This window comes from Glycomyces endophyticus, assembly GCF_039531525.1.
GTDB classification, from domain to species: Bacteria; Actinomycetota; Actinomycetes; order Mycobacteriales; family Micromonosporaceae; genus Glycomyces; species Glycomyces endophyticus.
Genome location: NZ_BAAAQF010000015.1, coordinates 40,652 through 54,439 on the forward strand (window position 1 = coordinate 40,652; position 13,788 = coordinate 54,439).

Consider the following 13,788-nt stretch of genomic DNA (forward strand, 5'->3'; position numbering starts at 1 on the left):
TCAGTGCCCTGAATGCCTATCGCCGCAGGCCGTGGCCTTGCTGGGAGGAACCTCAAAGACACGTCAGAGTCGGTCAGCCGAGGCTGACCGCCTCGCCTTCGGCGAGCCCGGAGGCGACGGCGACGCCGTCGTCGCCGCGCAGGCCGAGGACGACCTCGCGGGTCTCGGTGGTGCCGTCGTCGCGGACGACGACGGCGGTGGCGGTGTCGCCGTCGATGTCCCGGAGGGCCGCGGCGGGCACCCAGAGGCTGTCGGGGGCGGACTCGAGGACGACCGTGACGGTCGCCGTCGACCCGGCCAGGGCGTCCTCTGGGGCTTCGGCGAGGGCGATCGCGACGCCGTAGGTGACGAGGCCGTCAGTGTCGGTGCCGACGAGGTCGATGGCGCCGACCTGCGCGTCGACGGCGTCCTCGTCGCCGAACGCGACCGTGACGGCCTGGCCGGCGGTGAGCGCGGCGGCGTCGGCCTCGGCGAACTCGGCCTCGACGGTGACGGAGGAGAGGTCGGCGAACTCGATGAGGGCGGTCCCGGCGGCGAGGACGGTGCCGGCGCTGGCGGAGACGGACATGACGGTGCCGTCGGCGGGGGCGGTGACGACGGTGGCGTCGAGGGCGGCCTGCGCGTCGTCGAGGTCGGCTTCGGCCTGGTTGAGGCGCTGCTGGGCGGTGAGGATCGCGTCGGTGCCGGTGCCGGCGGCGCAGGAGGAGGCGGTGGTCTGGCCGGAGCCGCCGGGGACAGCGGCGGTCTCGGCGGCTTCGCATGCGTCCGCTTCGGCCGCATCGTCTTCGGCGTCGTCGAGGTCGTCCTGGGCTTCGTCGCGGGCGGTCTCGGCCTCGTCGACGGCTTCGGCGGCCTCGGTGTCGTCCGCGGTGGCGAGGACGTCGCCTGCCGCGACCTCGTCGCCCGCGGCGACGGTCACGTCGGTGATCTCGGCTTCGGTGTCGAAGCCGAGGGACCAGGTGCGGGCGGCCGCGACGGTCCCGGTGGCGGAGGCGGTGAGCGAGACGTCGCCGCGGGCGACCTCGACGGTGTCGGCGGCGGGAACGGGCGCGGTGTCGCCGAGGAGCAGGTAGGCGGCGGTGCCGCCGGCCGCGAGGGCGAGGGCCGCGGCCGCGGCCGCGATCACCGTGGTCTTGACAGATCCCATGCGCGAAGCTTCGGCGGGCCCGCTCCGGGGTCGGTCAACCGGACCTCAGAGGCGACTCAGAACCCGGGGGCCCACGGTCCCGTCGATCTCGGCGAGGCGCCGCACGGCGTCCTCGCCGCCCTGCCGCAGCACGCGTTCGCGGGCCCGGCGGTAGGTGTCGAGCAGGGCGGCCTGCTCCTCCAGCGGCAGCATCGCCGACCGCTGCACGGCGGCGGCCAGCGCCGCGACCCGGTCGACCTCATCGGCAGCATTCATGCTCCGAACCTCCGCGACCCAGTGGGCCGCAGGGCGAACGGAAGGTGAACGCAGTTCCACGGGGCGGCCTCAATCGGCGCGGAGGGCGCGGCCGATGGTGCGGGCGGCGTCGGGGAACGCGCCGGGATTGGGGCCGGAGTAGTTGAGGCGCAGGTAGGCGCCGGTGGGTTCGGCGGGGAACCACTCGTCGCCGGGGACGACGAGGACGCCGTCGGCCTCGCAGGCGCGGGCGAGCGCGGGCAGGTCCGTGGCGTCGGGGAGGCGGGCCCAGAGGTTCAGCCCCCCTTGGGGGATCGCTTCGAGGTGGACCTGCGGGGCGTGCTCGGCGAGGCCGGCGGCCATGAGGTCGCGGCGGGCGGCGAGCTGGTGGCGGAGTCCTTTGAGGTGGGTGCGCCAGGCGGGCTGGGTGACGACGTCGGCGGCGACGGCCTGGAGGATGCCGCTGACGTACATGGACTCGGCCTGGGCGTCGGCGAGGATGCGGTCGCGGGCGGGGCCGCGGGCGATGACGGCGGCGACGCGGACGGCGGTGGAGACGCTCTTGGTGAGGGAGCGGACGTAGACGACGTGGCCGCCGTCGTCGAGGGCGGCGACGGGCCGGGCGTCGGCGGTGATGCCGAACTCGTGGGCCCAGTCGTCCTCGATGAGGAACGCGCCGTGGTCGCGGACGACGTCGAGGACGCGTTCGGCGAGGCCGGTGCTCCAGCGGACGCCGGTGGGGTTGGCGAAGTTCGGCTGGGCGTAGAACGCGCGGGCGCCGGTGCGTTCGAAGGCCTCGGCGAGGACGTCGGGGTCGGGGCCGTCGGGGCCGACGGGCACGGGGACGAGGTCGACGTGCTCCCTCGCGGCGGCGACGATCGCACCCCAGAACGTGGGCGACTCGACCAGGAGCGGGCGGCCGGGGCCGACGAGAACGCGGAACAGGGAGCTGAGGCCGGTCTGGCTGCCGGGGACGACGATGACGTCGCTGGGCGCGGGCGGGGAGACGCCGGCGGGCGCGGTCTCGCCGAGTTCGGCGGCGAACCAGTGCTGGAGTTCGGGCAGACCGGCGGCGGGCGGGCGGCTCATCGCGGCGTCGCCGCGGGCGGCGCGGGTGAACGCGGCGCGGACGAGGCGTTCGGGGAGCAGTTCCCGGTCGGGGTAGCCGGAGTGGAGCGCGATGACGTCGTTCGGGGCGGTCTTGAGCGCGGTCGGCAGGCGCGGGACGCGGGCCGGGGGCGCGCCGAGCGCGGCGGTCTGCCACCGGTAATCGCTGGGGCGGGCGGTGCGCACGGCCCGCGTGAACGTGCCGACGCCGGGCCGGCTCTCCAGCAGCCCTTGGGAGGCGAGGGTCCGCAGCGCCTTCTGCACGGTGACCGGGCTGGCGGCGAAGTCGGCGACGAGCTCCCTGGTCGACGGCAGCCTGGTGCCGGGCGCGGCGCGGGCGATGCGGTCGCGCAGTGCCGCCGCGATCCGCTCACTGCTATCGTTGAACATGAGAGACAACAGTAGCGCTACTGTACTCGCGGCGCCACCGCTATCCCACACCCGCACCGGCCTGTGGTGGGGCCTGCTCGGCGTCGTCGCGTTCTCGTTCACCCTGCCGCTCACCAGGATCGCCGTCGACGGCATGTCCCCGCTGTTCATCGGCGCGGGCCGCGCGGTCATCGCCGCGGTGCTCGCGGCCGGGGCCCTCGCGCTCACCCGGCAGCGGTTCCCCGCCCGCGCGCAGTGGCGGCGCCTGGTGCTCGTGGCGGCGGGCGTCGTCGCCGGCTTCGGCCTGCTGACCTCGTTCGCCCTGGAGCACACGTCCGCGAGCCACGGCGCGGTCGTCATCGCGCTGCTGCCCGCGGCCACCGCCGCGACCACGGTGCTCCGCACCCGCGAGCACCCGCCGCGGCGCTTCTGGCTCGCGGCCGGCGCGGGCGCCGTAGCCGCGGTCGCGTTCGCGGCCTTGGGGAACGGCGGCCTGGGCCGCCTCGGCTGGCCCGACCTCCTGCTCTTCGCCGCCGTCGCGGCGGCCGCGGTCGGCTACACCGAGGGCGGCCTCCTGGCCCGCGAACTCGGTGCGTGGCAGACGATCTCGTGGGCCCTCGTCCTCGGCGCCCCCGTCATGACCGCCGCGACCGCCTACGCCCTCGCGCAGGAGCCCCTGTCCGCCACGCCGATCGAGTGGGGCGCGTTCGCGTACCTCTCCGCCGTGAGCATGTTCCTCGGCTTCTTCGCCTGGTACCGCGGCCTCGCCCTGGGCCCCATGGCCCAGGTCAGCCAGGTCCAGCTCGTGCAGCCGGTCATGACGATCGCCTGGTCCGCGCTCCTGCTCGGCGAGCCCCTCGGCCTGCCGACCCTCCTGGGCGGCCTCGCCGTCGTCGCCTGCGCCGCCCTCGCCGTCAGATCCCGTCTGCAGCGATGAGCACGGCCCCCGCGCGGTGCGCGGGGGCCGTGGTCTCACGTGTCGCTAGTCGTTCTCGAGCGCGTGCCAGACCGGCGCGGTGTCGAAGTCGGCCACGAAGTTCGTGATCTCCTTCGCGGACGGCAGCTCGCCGCCTTCGCCCTCGCCCCACCAGGTCCAGCCGACGGAGCCGTCGGGGAAGAAGGCCGCGGCCTCGATGTAGGTCCCGTCGGTCGTGTAGGCGACCACGGTCCCGTCCCTGAGCTCCTTCTCCTTGCACTTGGTGTCGCTCTCGCTGCAGTGCAGGAGGTAGTGGCCGTCGTGGTCGCCGCCGTCGGTGAGGTCCTGGATCCCGGGGGTGATCCCGCCGGGCAGGTAGAGCGCGGTCTCGAGGCCCTCGCCGGAGCCGTCGACGTAGAAGTCCGCGCGGAACTTGCGCTGCACGGGCGTCTCGTTGTCGCCGTCGATGTAGTAGTTCTGGAGCCGGATCGACTCGTGCCCGATCGAGAAGGTCCGGTCCTCGAAGTGCTCGGCCAGCAGGTCCTCGGTGTCGGCGTGGGCCTGCGCGGTGAACTCGTCCTGGACGAAGTCCCACTTCTCGGAGTACTCCCAGCCCTCCTCCGGGATCTCGGCCCCCTGCGCCGACGCGGCGGCGGCGGGGAGGAACACGGCGGCGGCCGCGGCGGCGGCGACGGCGGTGCGCTTGGCGGTGCTTGCAGCAGACATGAAGATCACCTTTTCGGTAGAACCATTCGCTTGCCACCTTTGTAGTTCGTTACCACTCAGAAGTAAACGAACATGTGCAATACATCCTTTTTTCTCTGCCGAAAGCAACCCATCCGGCCACAATGGCGTCAAGTTGCTTACGCGCGGAGACGCCCACCGGGTTGCCTCGACGGGTCCGGTTTCAGTGGAGGGGCGGTCGACCGGGAACGTCCGGGCACGCCGGCGGCCGGGTTCCGGGAAGGATTCGATGTGCGCGAGGTGGGACTTGAACCCACACGTCCGAGGACACAGGAACCTAAATCCTGCGCGTCTGCCAGTTCCGCCACTCGCGCGTCCGGGCGTCGGGCCGTCCGGGACGGGACCGGGCGGCCTGGGTGCCGATGCTCTCATTTGAGCAGCAACTAGTGTGTCACACGCCTGTACGCTGCCGTAGGCTGGTGCGGATGACTCGACCTGACAAGCGCGCGGCCGACGAGCTGCGCCCCGTGAAGTTCACCCGCTCCTGGACCGACCACCCGGAAGGGTCGGTCCTCGTCGAATTCGGCCGCACCCGCGTGCTCTGCACCGCGACGGTGACGCCGGGCGTCCCCCGCTGGCGCCGCGGTTCGGGCGAGGGGTGGGTGACGGCCGAGTACTCGATGCTCCCCCGCTCCACCCACTCGCGGTCCGACCGCGAGTCGATCCGCGGCAAGATCGGCGGACGCACCCATGAGATCTCCCGCCTGATCGGCCGCTCGCTCCGGGCGTGCATCGACTTCAAGGCCCTCGGCGAGAACACCATCACCCTCGACTGCGACGTCCTCCAGGCCGACGGCGGCACCCGCACCGCGTCGATCACCGGGGCGTACGTCGCGCTGCACGACGCGGTCGACTGGCTCAAGGAGCAGAAGATCGCCCGCAAGCCCGACAAGATCCTCACCACCTCGGTGTCGGCGATCAGCGTCGGCGTCGTGAACGGCGTGCCCGTCCTCGACCTCCCCTACGAGGAGGACGTCGCCGCGTCGGTCGACATGAACGTCGTGTGCACCGGCGAGGGCGACTTCGTCGAGGTGCAGGGCACCGGCGAGGAGGCGGTCTTCAACCGCGCCGAGCTCGACCAGCTCCTGGACCTGGCCCTCAAGGGCTGCAAGGAGCTCGCCGGCCTCCAGGCCCGAACCCTGCTCAGCGCCCCGTGAGGGTGCTCCTGGCGACCCGCAACGCGGGCAAGGTCGACGAGCTGCGCCAGATCCTGGCCGAGGCCGCCCCGGGCGTCGAGCTCGTCGGACTCGACGCGGTCGAGGCGTACCCCGAGACTCCCGAGACCGAGCTGACCTTCGCGGGGAACGCCCTGCTGAAGGCCCGCGACGGCGTCGCGCACACCGGCCTGGCGACGATCGCGGACGACTCCGGCCTGGCCGTGGACGCCCTGAACGGCATGCCCGGCGTGCTCTCGGCCCGCTGGGCCGGGGCGAGGAAGGACGACGAGGCGAACAACGCGCTGCTCCTCGACCAGCTCGGAGACGTCCCCGACGACCAGAGGACGGCGCAGTTCGTGTGCGCGGCCGCGATCGTGTGGCCCGACGGGCGCGAGCTCGTCGTGCACGGCGAGATGCCCGGCCGCGTGATCCGCGGCCCCCGCGGCGCGAACGGGTTCGGCTACGACCCGCTCTTCGTGCCCGACGGCCACGACCGCACCAGCGCCGAGCTGAGCGCGGCCGAGAAGAACGCGATCTCCCACCGCGGCAAGGCGTTCAGGGAACTCGCGGCGAAGATCTGACCCGCGGCCGCGGCAGCGCGGCGGCGAGGGACCGGGGCGGCCTGCGGGCCGCCCCGCTCATCTCCCGGCCCGGACCAGCTCCAGCGCCTTGTCGGCGTGGGCGCGCATGTTCAGCTCGCTCTTGACGACGCCGAGGACCTCGCGGCCGGCGCCGATGACGAACGTCTTGCGCTTGGTGGGCGCGATGGTGATCCTGCGCCGGACCCCGAACGCCTCGGCGACCTCCCCGTCGGCGTCGGACAGGAGCGGGTACCCCAGCGAGTGCTTCCGGGAGAACGCGGCCTGGCGGTCGACGGCGTCGGTCGAGATGCCCACCGGGGTCGCCCCGAGCGCGCCGAACTCGGCGGCCAGGTCCCGGAAGTGGCAGGCCTCGGCGGTGCAGCCCGCCGACATGGCGAGCGGGTAGAAGAACAGCACGACCGGCCCGTCGGCGACGAGGTCGTCGAGGCTGCGCGGCTCCCCCGTCTCGTCGGGGAGGGTGAATGCCGGGGCGGTGTCTCCGATGTCCATGGAGCCCAGTCTATCCGCGGGCCGGGTGCCGGACGCCCGCCCGACCGGCCCGGGCGGGGCCGATTGCGCAACGCCCCTTAATATAGATACACTCGAATATAGTAATTCGCGTCAGCAGCAGTCCACAAGATCGCGCGCGGGCTCGCAGGGCCTGGTTGGGAGCGCTCCATACACCGGCAAGGGAGTAACTCCATGTCCACCACCGCCACGGCGGCACTCGGCGGCAGACGCCGCCGCATCGCCGTCGTCATGTCGATGGTCCTGGCCGCGGTAGCGGCCCTGACGATATCGACGCTGTTCACCAAGAGCGACGCCGAGGCCCACGGGGCGACCGTGTTCCCCGGGTCGCGCCAGTACCTGTGCTACTTCGACGCGGTCAGCGCCACCGGCGCCCTCGACCCGTACAACGAGGCCTGCCAGGCGGCCCTCGACCAGGGCGGCGCCACGCCGTTCTACAACTGGTTCGGCAACCTCGACTCCAACGGCGCGGGCAAGACCGTCGGGTACATCCCCGACGGCCAGATCTGCAACGGCGGCGGCCGCGGCCCGTACGACTTCTCCGCGTTCAACGACCCCGGCAACTGGCCCAAGACCCACGTGACCGCCGGCGACACCGTCCAGTGGCGCTACAACAACTGGGCCCACCACCCCGGCAAGTTCGACCTGTACATCACCAAGGACGGGTGGGACCCCTCGCAGCCGCTGGCCTGGGACGACCTCGAGAAGTTCCAGACCTTCACCAACCCGGCCTCCAACGGCGGGCCCGGCAGCAACGACCACTACTACTACGCGAACCTGACGCTGCCGCAGAAGTCCGGCTACCACATGGTCTTCACGCACTGGGTGCGCTCGGACTCCAACGAGAACTTCTACGCCTGCTCCGACGTCGTCTTCGACGGCGGCAACGGCGAGGTCTCCGGCATCCGCCCGGGCGCCGACCTGCCGGGCAACGACGGCGGCGTCGTCGACCCGACCGACGACCCGACCAGCGACGGCCCCACCAGCCCCGGGACCGGGAACCCGACCGGCGCCTGCACGGCGACCGCCTCGGTCTCCTCCTGGAACGGCGGGGCGACGGTGAACATCACCGTCAAGAACAACGGCACCACGCCGGTGAGCAACTGGATGATCCACTGGCTCTGGGCCCCGAACTCGGGGGTCGTCGTCAGGGACTACTGGAGCTCGACGATCACGTCGATGGCCGACATGCAGATGGCCGGACCGGCCGCCTGGAACGGCACCATCGGCGCGAACGGATCGGTGAACTTCGGCTTCAACGTCACGGGCAACCTGACGACGATGCCGGCGATGGAGTGCATCCCCGGATGACAGCCGCGTGATCGCTCCAGGTGACGTCCGCACGGCAGGAACCTGAACGATCGTCGAAATATCGCCGCTTCGGCTCCTCCCTCCGGGGACCCGCTGGAATACTCAGAGCAGCAGGTCTTCCGGGGGGAGGAGCCATGTCAGCAGCCGCAGCGGCGCCCATGAGAGCCGCGTCCGAGCCCATGACGGCGTCCACACGTGCGGGCGCCGTCGTCCAGTCCTACATCTCGGCCCAGGTCGACGCGCTCAACCGCGCGATCGCGGCCACCGAGCGGCACGCGCCCGGCTCCGCCGGGGCCGTCCGCGCCGTCATCCACCGCCTCCGCACCGCGATCCGCGGCTACGAGCACCTCTTCACCGAGACGCCGCACGGGGGACCGCAGCTCGACCAGCTGCTCGCCGCCCTCAAGCACACCGAGGACCTCGAACGCCTCCGCGTGCACTTCGCCGACCGCTTCGACCAGCTCGGCCTCACGGTCGCCGAGTACCCGAAGTGGTACGGCGCCCTCGACGAGGAGGTCCGGGAGTCCTACCGGCAGATCGAGCGGGTCCACTCCCAGGCGTGGGTCGCGGCTCTGCTCGGGCAGGTCCGCATGTTCGCCGAGCACGCGCGGTTCACCCGCGACGGCGACAAGCCCGCGTCCTCGCTCATGGCGGTCCTCTCCCGGTCGAAGGCCCACCTGCTCGACACCTACGCCAAGACGAGCCACTCGACCGACCTCGTCGCGGCCCGGGACCAGACCCGGATCGCGGCCCGGGAGACGCACTTCCTCGCCGAGGCCGCCGAGCCCGCGCTGCCGCGGGTGGCCGAGGACGTCGTCGCGCCCGTGTCCGGTCTCGGCCATCTCCTGGTCCAGTACCGGCAGTCGGTCGTCGCCCGCAACTGGCTCCTGCGACTCCCCGGCGCGGACCGCGCCGACCGGCTCACCGCGAGCCTCGCCGACCTGGAGAAGGAGCACCTGCGCCAGCTCGGCGAGCAGATCGACGCCGCGACGGCCGACATGTCCGAGCGCTGGAACTGACCCGGGCACGACGACGGCGGGCGCCCTTCCGGGCGCCCGCCGTGTCGCATTCCTACTGTCCGCGCAGGACCGACGCGAGGTTGTCGAGGCCGATCGGGCCCAGGTTCAGGGCCGCGGTGTGCCACGCCTTCAGGTCGAAGTCCGCGCCGGCGGCGGCCTTCGCCTCGTCGCGGGCGGCGACCCAGGCGCGCTCGCCGAGCTTGTAGCAGATCGCCTGGCCCGGCCAGCCCGCGTACCGCACGATCTCCGGGTGGGCGCGGTGCGCGGCGATGCGGCCGCGGTTGGTGAGCACGTCGAGGGCGACGTCGAAGTCCCAGCGCTCGCCGTGGCGCGCGGCCTCGGCGGCGGGCAGCGGCAGGTCGAGGTGCCAGCCGATGTCGATGACGACGCGGGCGGCGCGCAGCGCCGAGCCCTTGAGCATCCCGAGGCGGGTGCCCTTCTCGGTGAACCAGCCCAGGTCGTCGGAGAGTCGCTCGGCGTACAGCGCCCAGCCCTCGGCGTGGCCCGAGACCGAGCCGAAGACCTTCGCGAAGCGCGAGATGCCGTCGCCGGCGACCTTCGCCTGCCCGATCTGGAGGTGGTGGCCGGGCACGCCCTCGTGGAAGACCGTGGTCAGCTCGGCCCAGGTGCGGAACCGCTCGCGGTCGGCGACGGGCCACCAGGTGCGGCCCGGGCGGGACAGGTCCTCGCTGGGGCCGGTGTAGTACGCCGACCCGGCCGAGGAGCCGTGCACGAGCTGCACGTCGAGGTTGAGCAGCTCGGGGGCGATGTCGAAGTGGACGCCGTCGAGCGCGTCGAGCGCGCCGCGGTGCTTCGCCTGGAGCCACGCGAGGTACTCCTCGGCGGTCTCGACGGCCTCGGTCTCGTCGAGGTGCGCGATGACCTCGCCCAGTCCGGCGCCGGGGAGGATGCGCTCGGCCTCGGCCTCCATCTCGTCCTCGATGCGGTGCAGCTCGTCCCACGCCCACACGTAGGCGTCGTGCGGGTCGAGGACCGCGCCGAGCGTGGCCCGCGCGGCGAGCAGGTACCGCTCCTCGCCGACGCCGTCGTTCGGCACGGCGTGCGGGGCGTACGCGTCCTCCAGGTATTCGGCGGCGGCGGCGAACGCGGCGTACGCGGCGTCGGCGGCCTCGCGGAGGTCCCCGGCCTGCGAGCCGTCCCCGTACGCGTCCAGGTGCTTGTCGAACACGCGGGACTCGGCGTTGCGGCGGGCCTGCTTCGCGCCTTCGAGGGCCTGGCGGAGCGCCACGGTCTCCCCGGCCTCGATGCCGGCATTCATGGTCTGGCGCCAGGTCGCGAGCATCTCGGGGACCGCGCGCATGCGCGCGACGTTGAGCCGCCAGTCGCCCTCGGTCTCGCGGGGCGCGAGGTCGATGTAGCCGACGAGGCTCTGGAGCAGGCCGTAGGGGACCCGCAGGGCCCGGCGCCACTCGCCCGCGTCGTGGCGGTCGACGAAGACCTGGAGGCGCTCGGCCATGTGCAGCCGGGCGAGGTCGTCGGCGGGGCCGGTGGACTCAAGGGCGTTGAGGCGCGCGAGGGTGTCGCGGTAGAGCTTCGCGCGCTGGGCCTCGGCGTCGGGGCCGAAGTCGGTGGCGACGCCGAAGTCGCCCTTGATGCCGACGGAGCCGGCGAACATGGGGTCGAGCTGCGCGTACGAGGTGATGTACTCGTCGGCGAGAGCGAAAATCGGTGAGGTCATGCCGCTTAGCTTACCGCGCGGCTAGGAAACGTTTGTTTCAAGATCCGCGGTCACCGTGACCTGGTCGAGACCGCCACGGCGCCGACGAGCGCGGCCAGCAGGAGCAGCGACAGCACCTCGAACGGCAGCACCCACTCGGCGAACACCGCCTCCCCCATCGCGGCCGCGTCCCCGGTGCCCCGCACCTCGACGCGGGTCCACCCGAACGCCCCGGCCACGACGGCCCCGAGCCCGAGCCCGACCCCGCCGGCGACGACCGCGCCGGGCCAGCGCGCCCGGTCGAGGTCGCCCGACGGGTCGGTGGGGGCCTTGGTGAGCATGGTCGCGAACAGCAGGAGCACCACGATCGCGCCCACGTAGACGAGCACGAGCACCCATGCGAGGAACTCGGCGGCGAGCACGAGCGCGGCCCCGGCGATCCCGGCGAACGCGACGGCGAGCCACAGTCCGGCCCGCACGATCCGGTCGGTGGTGACCACGGCGAGCCCGGCGCCGAGCGCGAGGAGCCCGAACGCGGCCAGCAGCGCGTCGGCGAGGGTCACGCCGGCCCCTCGGGCGCGGCCGCCTCGGGGAGCGCCGACGGCGGCACGTTCCCGAGCCACTCCCCCAGGTGCTCCTTGTCGTGGAGCAGGTCGCGGATGTCGCCTTCGGCGTACGCGAAGTCGGGCGCCCAGAAGAGGGCGTCGAAGGGGCACACGTCGACGCAGATCCCGCAGTACATGCACAGCGAGAAGTCGATGTCGAACCGGTCGAGGACGTTGACCTGGCGGGGCCGGGCGGCGCCCTCCGCTTCGACGGTCTCCTTGTGGGAGTCGATGTAGATGCACCAGTCGGGGCACTCGCGGGCGCACAGCATGCAGGAGGTGCAGTTGCCCTCGTGGAGGGCGATGACGCCGCGGGTGCGCGCGGGGAGTTCGGGCTCGTGCTCGGGGTACTGGCGGGTGACGGCGCGGCGCGCGGCGGTGCGCGCGGTCGCGGCGAGACCGCTGACCAGACCGCTCCCGGGAAGCCTCATGTCCTCATCGTGGCAGACGGCAGCGGAGTTTTCCAGACCCGACAAGCGGTTCGGCGAACCGGCCTGTCCGATAGCCGACTCACCCGGGCCACTCCCGTTTTCCCATGAAACCCCCTGCACCACTGGTGGCAGCCATTACCGTGAGCCTTTGACACGTCACGTCGATCCGGGTCGGTCCCGGCGACGATCGGGGAGGAACCGTGCCCATGCGAATGACGCAGCCCGTCAGGGGGATGCTCGCGGCGATCGCGCTCAGCGCGGCCGTCGTCCTGTCCAGCGCCGCTCCGGCGAACGCGGCCATCACCATCACGCTCTCGCAGACGACGGGCACGCAGGGGACGCTGGTCGGCGTCATGGCCTCGAACTGCGACCAGGACGCGACCGGCGACGTCGAGGGCACGAACGTCAGCTTCAAGCTGCCCAAGAACAACAACAACGCCACCGGGACCTTCACCGTCTCCAAGGAGATGAAGCCCGCCTCGTACACGATCTCGGTGACCTGCGGTTCGGACACCGCCACTGCGAAATTCACGGTGACCTCGGGAGCCGCCCCCGCGACCGGCGGCGGCTCGACCGCCTCCGGCGCGGCGACGGTCGCCCTGTGGTCGGGCGCGGGCGTCGTCCTCGCTGCGGCGGCGGGCATGTGGCTGCTGAAGCGGCGCGGCGGCGTGACGACCGCCTGAATGGACGACGACGGGTCCCTCGGGGCCGACGAGACCGAGGCCGACAGGCCGATCCACCGGCCGGAACCCGCGTTCCGGCCGGTGGCCGCCGTCGTGCTCTCGATGCTCCTCGCCGGGGGCCTGGGCCTCATGCTCGGCTCCGTCACCCCGGTCCCCTCGCTCCGCTGGCCGGAGTTCCACAGCCCCTTCGACGACGACCCGTTCCTGGTGGCCGACCCCGCGGGCGGCGACTGGCTCGACCGGTCCGAGCCGACCCGCGTCGACATCGACCGCCTCGACGTGCACGCGCCGCTCACCGCGCTCGGCCTGGACTACCGCGGGAACTTCGAGGTCCCGAAGATGTGGCGCCCCCACGAGGCCGGCTGGTTCGAGCCGGGCCCGACCCCGGGCGAGTTCGGCCCCACCGTCCTCATGGGACATGTCGACACCGACCGCAGCGGCCCGGCCGTCTTCTACGGCGTCAAGCGCCTCGAGGAGGGCGACGAGGTCGAGGTGACCCGCGAGGACGGCATCGTCGTCGTCTACACGGTCACCGGCGTCGAGTCCTTCCCCAAGCAGCGCCTGCCTTACGAGGACGTCTTCGGCGTCGAGCCCGAACCGGTCCTGCGCCTCATCACCTGCGGCGGCGAGTTCGACCGCGGCACCGGCGACTACACCGAGAACGTGGTGGTCTTCGCCGAGTACACGAGCCACCGCAAGGCCACCCCGAAGGACCTCGACCGCCCCCTGAACGGCCGCGACGACTTCAAGGACCGCGACTAGCGCGCGATGGCCCTCGCGCGCGCCTCGATGCCGGGGCTGAGCCGGTCCCCGTCCCAGGCGGGGCGCCACACGGTGGGGCCGCCGGCGGGTTCGGTGAAGTGGGCGACCAGTGTGGGCTCCCGTCCGAACCCCTCGTCGTAGCGGATGCGATGGAGCGACAGCTCCCCCGTGGACCGCTCGACGGAGAACCGGACCTTGGCGCGCATCCCGATGCCGATACTGAACTCCCCCAGGTAGAGCCAGGGGAACTCCGGCATCTCGGCGATCAGGGCGGCGCCGTCGGGGGTCGGCCTCGGGTCGGAGGGCGCTGCAGCGGGGGCTATGGTCAGAAGATCCATGAGAGTCAACCTCTCGTGAGGTGAGGCGGCCTGCTGACATCTGTCCGAGGATTTTCCAGTGGGCCGCCGCCTGTGCGACCTATGCGGTTGTGCCGGTAGGCGACGGGCCTTGAACGGCCCGCGCCTTCGCCGTCGAAGGAGCGGGCCGGGGCCGTACGTGCGCTGCACCGAGCGGTCC

At 72.5% G+C, this 13,788-nt stretch carries 16 protein-coding genes and 1 tRNA gene; 7 read left to right on the top strand and 10 right to left on the bottom strand.

Going from position 1 to position 13,788, the window contains the following annotated elements:
- Positions 1 to 73: 73 nt before the first annotated feature.
- The 3 genes from ABD419_RS17565 to ABD419_RS17575 all read right to left on the bottom strand — a co-directional run bounded on the left by ABD419_RS17565 (position 74) and on the right by ABD419_RS17575 (position 2,878).
- Positions 74 to 1,147: an efflux RND transporter periplasmic adaptor subunit gene (locus ABD419_RS17565; RefSeq protein ID WP_344488783.1), complete on the bottom strand. Its 1,074-nt coding sequence runs from the start codon at positions 1,145 to 1,147 to the stop codon at positions 74 to 76.
- 45 nt (positions 1,148 to 1,192) lie between these two features.
- Positions 1,193 to 1,402 carry a hypothetical protein gene (locus tag ABD419_RS17570; protein ID WP_344488786.1) on the bottom strand — a complete coding sequence of 70 codons (210 nt, stop codon included), beginning with the start codon at positions 1,400 to 1,402 and terminating at the stop codon, positions 1,193 to 1,195.
- 69 nt (positions 1,403 to 1,471) lie between these two features.
- The gene (locus ABD419_RS17575; protein WP_344488789.1) at positions 1,472 to 2,878 is read right to left on the bottom strand and encodes an aminotransferase-like domain-containing protein; all 1,407 of its coding nucleotides are present in this window, start codon (positions 2,876 to 2,878) and stop codon (positions 1,472 to 1,474) included.
- Here ABD419_RS17575 and ABD419_RS17580 point away from each other — a divergent pair.
- The gene (locus tag ABD419_RS17580; protein WP_344488792.1) at positions 2,877 to 3,794 is read left to right on the top strand and encodes a DMT family transporter; all 918 of its coding nucleotides are present in this window, start codon (positions 2,877 to 2,879) and stop codon (positions 3,792 to 3,794) included. The two genes, ABD419_RS17575 and ABD419_RS17580, sit on opposite strands and share 2 nt — an antisense overlap.
- 45 nt (positions 3,795 to 3,839) lie before the next feature.
- Here ABD419_RS17580 and ABD419_RS17585 read toward each other — a convergent pair whose 3' ends face one another.
- Both ABD419_RS17585 and ABD419_RS17590 read right to left on the bottom strand, forming a co-directional pair.
- A complete protein-coding gene (locus tag ABD419_RS17585) occupies positions 3,840 to 4,499 on the bottom strand; it encodes a hypothetical protein (protein ID WP_344488795.1) in 660 nt (219 codons plus the stop codon).
- Positions 4,500 to 4,749: 250 nt separating this feature from the next.
- Positions 4,750 to 4,831 (bottom strand) — tRNA-Leu (locus tag ABD419_RS17590).
- Between the two features lie 111 nt (positions 4,832 to 4,942).
- Between ABD419_RS17590 and rph the strand changes: the two genes are divergently transcribed.
- Together rph and rdgB are read left to right on the top strand one after the other, a co-directional pair.
- Positions 4,943 to 5,674 (top strand): ribonuclease PH, encoded by a 732-nt coding sequence (gene rph, locus ABD419_RS17595; RefSeq protein ID WP_344488798.1) that lies wholly within the window; start codon positions 4,943 to 4,945, stop codon positions 5,672 to 5,674.
- On the top strand, positions 5,671 to 6,255 hold the full coding sequence (gene rdgB, locus ABD419_RS17600; protein ID WP_344488801.1) for an RdgB/HAM1 family non-canonical purine NTP pyrophosphatase: 585 nt from the start codon (positions 5,671 to 5,673) through the stop codon (positions 6,253 to 6,255). Before rph ends, rdgB begins: the two co-directional genes overlap by 4 nt.
- A gap of 57 nt (positions 6,256 to 6,312) precedes the next feature.
- Here rdgB and ABD419_RS17605 read toward each other — a convergent pair whose 3' ends face one another.
- Positions 6,313 to 6,765 carry a peroxiredoxin gene (locus ABD419_RS17605; RefSeq protein ID WP_344488804.1) on the bottom strand — a complete coding sequence of 151 codons (453 nt, stop codon included), beginning with the start codon at positions 6,763 to 6,765 and terminating at the stop codon, positions 6,313 to 6,315.
- Positions 6,766 to 6,957: 192 nt separating this feature from the next.
- Between ABD419_RS17605 and ABD419_RS17610 the strand changes: the two genes are divergently transcribed.
- Both ABD419_RS17610 and ABD419_RS17615 read left to right on the top strand, forming a co-directional pair.
- Positions 6,958 to 8,094: a lytic polysaccharide monooxygenase gene (locus ABD419_RS17610; protein ID WP_344488807.1), complete on the top strand. Its 1,137-nt coding sequence runs from the start codon at positions 6,958 to 6,960 to the stop codon at positions 8,092 to 8,094.
- Positions 8,095 to 8,228: 134 nt separating this feature from the next.
- Entirely contained in the window at positions 8,229 to 9,113 is an 885-nt protein-coding gene (locus ABD419_RS17615; RefSeq protein WP_344488810.1) for a CHAD domain-containing protein, read from the top strand.
- 52 nt (positions 9,114 to 9,165) lie between these two features.
- On the opposite strand, the gene ABD419_RS17620 is transcribed toward ABD419_RS17615, so the two are convergent.
- The 3 genes from ABD419_RS17620 to ABD419_RS17630 are packed head-to-tail and all read right to left on the bottom strand — an operon-like array spanning position 9,166 to position 11,827.
- The gene (locus ABD419_RS17620; protein ID WP_344488813.1) at positions 9,166 to 10,812 is read right to left on the bottom strand and encodes a DUF885 domain-containing protein; all 1,647 of its coding nucleotides are present in this window, start codon (positions 10,810 to 10,812) and stop codon (positions 9,166 to 9,168) included.
- A 50-nt stretch (positions 10,813 to 10,862) separates the two neighbouring features.
- A complete protein-coding gene (locus tag ABD419_RS17625) occupies positions 10,863 to 11,354 on the bottom strand; it encodes an NADH-quinone oxidoreductase subunit J (protein ID WP_344488816.1) in 492 nt (163 codons plus the stop codon).
- On the bottom strand, positions 11,351 to 11,827 hold the full coding sequence (locus ABD419_RS17630) for a 4Fe-4S binding protein (RefSeq protein ID WP_344488819.1): 477 nt from the start codon (positions 11,825 to 11,827) through the stop codon (positions 11,351 to 11,353). Before ABD419_RS17630 ends, ABD419_RS17625 begins: the two co-directional genes overlap by 4 nt.
- Positions 11,828 to 12,033: 206 nt before the next feature.
- On the opposite strand from ABD419_RS17630, the gene ABD419_RS17635 reads away from it, so the two are divergent.
- Positions 12,034 to 12,510 carry a hypothetical protein gene (locus ABD419_RS17635; protein ID WP_344488822.1) on the top strand — a complete coding sequence of 159 codons (477 nt, stop codon included), beginning with the start codon at positions 12,034 to 12,036 and terminating at the stop codon, positions 12,508 to 12,510.
- Positions 12,511 to 13,272 carry a class F sortase gene (locus ABD419_RS17640; protein WP_344488825.1) on the top strand — a complete coding sequence of 254 codons (762 nt, stop codon included), beginning with the start codon at positions 12,511 to 12,513 and terminating at the stop codon, positions 13,270 to 13,272.
- Here ABD419_RS17640 and ABD419_RS17645 read toward each other — a convergent pair.
- Positions 13,269 to 13,610: a hypothetical protein gene (locus ABD419_RS17645; RefSeq protein ID WP_344488828.1), complete on the bottom strand. Its 342-nt coding sequence runs from the start codon at positions 13,608 to 13,610 to the stop codon at positions 13,269 to 13,271. The two genes, ABD419_RS17640 and ABD419_RS17645, sit on opposite strands and share 4 nt — an antisense overlap.
- Positions 13,611 to 13,788: the final 178 nt, after the last annotated feature.

Coding starts and splice junctions, on each gene's coding strand:
- ABD419_RS17630 (WP_344488819.1), bottom strand. CDS start 11,827: ATGAGGCTTCCCGGGAGCGGTCTGGTCAGCGGTCTCGCCGCGACCGCG.
- ABD419_RS17570 (WP_344488786.1), bottom strand. CDS start 1,402: ATGAATGCTGCCGATGAGGTCGACCGGGTCGCGGCGCTGGCCGCCGCC.
- rph (WP_344488798.1), top strand. CDS start 4,943: ATGACTCGACCTGACAAGCGCGCGGCCGACGAGCTGCGCCCCGTGAAG.
- ABD419_RS17575 (WP_344488789.1), bottom strand. CDS start 2,878: ATGTTCAACGATAGCAGTGAGCGGATCGCGGCGGCACTGCGCGACCGC.
- ABD419_RS17640 (WP_344488825.1), top strand. CDS start 12,511: ATGGACGACGACGGGTCCCTCGGGGCCGACGAGACCGAGGCCGACAGG.
- ABD419_RS17645 (WP_344488828.1), bottom strand. CDS start 13,610: ATGGATCTTCTGACCATAGCCCCCGCTGCAGCGCCCTCCGACCCGAGG.
- ABD419_RS17585 (WP_344488795.1), bottom strand. CDS start 4,499: ATGTCTGCTGCAAGCACCGCCAAGCGCACCGCCGTCGCCGCCGCCGCG.
- ABD419_RS17565 (WP_344488783.1), bottom strand. CDS start 1,147: ATGGGATCTGTCAAGACCACGGTGATCGCGGCCGCGGCCGCGGCCCTC.
- ABD419_RS17620 (WP_344488813.1), bottom strand. CDS start 10,812: ATGACCTCACCGATTTTCGCTCTCGCCGACGAGTACATCACCTCGTAC.
- ABD419_RS17610 (WP_344488807.1), top strand. CDS start 6,958: ATGTCCACCACCGCCACGGCGGCACTCGGCGGCAGACGCCGCCGCATC.
- ABD419_RS17635 (WP_344488822.1), top strand. CDS start 12,034: ATGCGAATGACGCAGCCCGTCAGGGGGATGCTCGCGGCGATCGCGCTC.
- ABD419_RS17580 (WP_344488792.1), top strand. CDS start 2,877: ATGAGAGACAACAGTAGCGCTACTGTACTCGCGGCGCCACCGCTATCC.
- ABD419_RS17605 (WP_344488804.1), bottom strand. CDS start 6,765: ATGGACATCGGAGACACCGCCCCGGCATTCACCCTCCCCGACGAGACG.
- ABD419_RS17615 (WP_344488810.1), top strand. CDS start 8,229: ATGTCAGCAGCCGCAGCGGCGCCCATGAGAGCCGCGTCCGAGCCCATG.